At 47.7% G+C, this 2,975-nt stretch carries 2 tRNA genes and 2 rRNA genes (1 of these 4 cut by a window edge); all 4 read left to right on the top strand.

Annotated features, from left to right (window positions below):
* The first annotated feature begins 151 nt into the window (after positions 1–151).
* A 16S ribosomal RNA gene (locus ESU54_RS17510) occupies positions 152–1,675 on the top strand.
* A gap of 166 nt (positions 1,676–1,841) precedes the next feature.
* Positions 1,842–1,915: transfer RNA gene (locus tag ESU54_RS17505), tRNA-Ile, on the top strand.
* 143 nt (positions 1,916–2,058) lie between these two features.
* Positions 2,059–2,135 (top strand) — tRNA-Ala (locus ESU54_RS17500).
* A gap of 210 nt (positions 2,136–2,345) precedes the next feature.
* Positions 2,346–2,975: ribosomal RNA gene (locus tag ESU54_RS17495) — 23S ribosomal RNA — on the top strand (it continues 2,204 nt past the right edge of the window).
* Together the 16S and 23S rRNA genes with 2 tRNA genes alongside form the textbook arrangement of a ribosomal RNA operon.

Here is a 2,975-nt window from a genome sequence, read left to right as displayed (position 1 = left end):
AAGTTCATTGAGATATTGAAATTGACAGCGTAGATTAATTACCGAAAGGTAGTTAGTCAACAAAGAAACTAAACTAAGTGAGATTTTCTGAGATTTTTTTGAGGGAGTCGAGCTCTTACTGGAGTATGGTCGCAATATTATTGAAGATTATACGATGAAGAGTTTGATCCTGGCTCAGGATGAACGCTAGCGGCAGGCCTAACACATGCAAGTCGAGGGGTAGAGAGTGCTTGCACTCTTGAGACCGGCGCACGGGTGCGTAACGCGTATGCAATCTGCCCTCTACAGGGGAATAGCCCAGGGAAACTTGGATTAATGCCCCATAGTATTAATGAACGGCATTGTTCTTTAATTAAAGATTTATCGGTAGAGGATGAGCATGCGTACCATTAGCTTGTTGGTGTGGTAACGGCACACCAAGGCTACGATGGTTAGGGGCCCTGAGAGGGGGATCCCCCACACTGGTACTGAGACACGGACCAGACTCCTACGGGAGGCAGCAGTGAGGAATATTGGACAATGGGCGAGAGCCTGATCCAGCCATGCCGCGTGCAGGAAGACGGCCCTATGGGTTGTAAACTGCTTTTTTACGGGAAGAAACACCTCTACGTGTAGAGGCTTGACGGTACCGTACGAATAAGGACCGGCTAACTCCGTGCCAGCAGCCGCGGTAATACGGAGGGTCCGAGCGTTATCCGGAATCATTGGGTTTAAAGGGTCCGTAGGCGGACGTCTAAGTCAGTGGTGAAATTCTGCAGCTCAACTGTAGAACTGCCATTGATACTGGTCGTCTTGAATCGTTGTGAAGTGGCTAGAATATGTAGTGTAGCGGTGAAATGCTTAGATATTACATAGAATACCGATTGCGAAGGCAGGTCACTAACAACGCATTGACGCTGATGGACGAAAGCGTGGGGAGCGAACAGGATTAGATACCCTGGTAGTCCACGCCGTAAACGATGGATACTAGCTGTCCGGCGCACATTGGTGTGCTGGGTGGCCAAGCGAAAGTGATAAGTATCCCACCTGGGGAGTACGTTCGCAAGAATGAAACTCAAAGGAATTGACGGGGGCCCGCACAAGCGGTGGAGCATGTGGTTTAATTCGATGATACGCGAGGAACCTTACCAGGGCTTAAATGTAGTCTGACAGGATTGGAAACAGTCTTTTCTTCGGACAGATTACAAGGTGCTGCATGGTTGTCGTCAGCTCGTGCCGTGAGGTGTCAGGTTAAGTCCTATAACGAGCGCAACCCCTGTTGTTAGTTGCCAGCGAGTCATGTCGGGAACTCTAACAAGACTGCCGGTGCAAACCGTGAGGAAGGTGGGGATGACGTCAAATCATCACGGCCCTTACGTCCTGGGCCACACACGTGCTACAATGGCAGGTACAATGGGCAGCCACTGCGCAAGCAGGAGCGAATCCACAAAACCTGTCTCAGTTCGGATCGGGGTCTGCAACTCGACCCCGTGAAGCTGGAATCGCTAGTAATCGGATATCAGCCATGATCCGGTGAATACGTTCCCGGGCCTTGTACACACCGCCCGTCAAGCCATGGAAGCTGGAAGCACCTGAAGTCCGTCACCGCAAGGAGCGGCCTAGGGTGAAGCTGGTAACTGGGGCTAAGTCGTAACAAGGTAGCCGTACCGGAAGGTGCGGCTGGAACACCTCCTTTCTAGAGAAAGACGACCGAAAATTCAACAAGAGAGACTCTTAATATGAAGATTAAAGGGGTCTTGCTTGGTTTAGCTGTCAATTTTATAATATTTATAGTCAACAGGTACAGTGTCAGCATATCAAAACTGATAACTGAATACTGAACATTGGAGACTTTTTTTTAAAGTCCCATAGCTCAGCTGGTTAGAGCGCTACACTGATAATGTAGAGGTCGGCAGTTCGAGTCTGCCTGGGACTACAAAATTTTAGATTAAAGATTAACGATTGTCGATTTTTGATTTAAAAAAGTTCATTAACACATACTGAAGGAAATTTTAGAAGTTGGGTTTGTTGCGGGTTTAAGTATCCATAACTCATAACTAATAACTCATAACTAAAAATGGGGGATTAGCTCAGCTGGCTAGAGCGCCTGCCTTGCACGCAGGAGGTCATCGGTTCGACTCCGATATTCTCCACCACGGATATAATCCAATATACGAGTACCAAAGAGCTATTTCATAATGCTTGCGGTGAATATAGCGGAGATCCAGACAGTTCATTGACATATTGGAAATAAAGAATACGAGAAAAGTAATAATTAAAAAGATTGCGGTTTTAGTGGAGCGGTTTACTGTTTTATTAAGATCGTTGATCGAAGATTTGAATAACTCATTAAAGAGCAAAAAGTACAATAAGCAAAATAAGAGCGTATGGGGAATGCCTAGGCTCTCAGAGGCGAAGAAGGACGTGATAAGCTGCGAAAAGCTGCGGGGATTGGCACATACAAATTGATCCGCAGGTATCCGAATGGGGCAACCCACCATATTGAAGATATGGTATCCGCAAGGAGGCAAACCCGGGGAACTGAAACATCTAAGTACCCGGAGGAAGAGAAAACAATAGTGATTCCGATAGTAGCGGCGAGCGAAATCGGATTAGCCCAAACCGAACAGTTTACGGACTGTTCGGGGTTGTAGGACCACGACATTTGGTGCTTTACGAATAAGAACACGTTGGAAAGCGTGGCCATAGACGGTGATAGCCCGGTATTAGTAAGGACAGTTACCGATAGTGGTATCCTGAGTAGTGCGGGGCACGTGAAACCCTGTATGAATCCGGCGGGACCATCCGCCAAGGCTAAATACTCCTGAGAGACCGATAGTGAACCAGTACCGTGAGGGAAAGGTGAAAAGAACCGTGAACAACGGAGTGAAATAGAACCTGAAACCATACGCTTACAAGCGGTCGGAGCGGCGCAAGCTGTGACGGCGTGCCTTTTGCATAATGAGCCTACGAGTTACTGTTGCCAGCAAGGTTAA

The organism is Aequorivita antarctica (assembly GCF_007997155.1).
GTDB classification, from domain to species: Bacteria; Bacteroidota; Bacteroidia; order Flavobacteriales; family Flavobacteriaceae; genus Aequorivita; species Aequorivita antarctica.
The sequence above is the reverse complement of the archived record's forward strand: the minus strand, read 5'-3'. Positions and strand labels throughout refer to the sequence as shown.